The organism is Kitasatospora purpeofusca, from assembly GCF_000718025.1.
Classification (GTDB): Bacteria; Actinomycetota; Actinomycetes; order Streptomycetales; family Streptomycetaceae; genus Kitasatospora; species Kitasatospora purpeofusca.
On sequence record NZ_JODS01000135.1, the window covers coordinates 1 to 208 of the forward strand.

A 208-nucleotide genomic window follows, 5' to 3' on the forward strand; every position below is an offset into this window, starting at 1 on the left:
GACGTGCACAGCCTTGTCCGCACCCATCGACAACGCCTTGCGCAGCGCGTCCTTCGCGTCGTCCGGACCCACCGTCAGCACGGTCACCTCGGCACCCTCCTTCGCCTCCGCGATCCGCAGCGCCTGCTCCACCCCGTACTCGTCCAGCTCCGACAGAAGGCCGTCCACGCCCTCCCGGTCGGTGGTGTGGTCGTCCGCGAAACGACGG

At 69.7% G+C, this 208-nt stretch carries 1 pseudogene; it reads right to left on the reverse strand.

The annotated features are described in order from the left end of the window. Positions 1–208, reverse strand: a pseudogene (locus IF01_RS0141070) (electron transfer flavoprotein subunit beta); the annotation flags it as partial.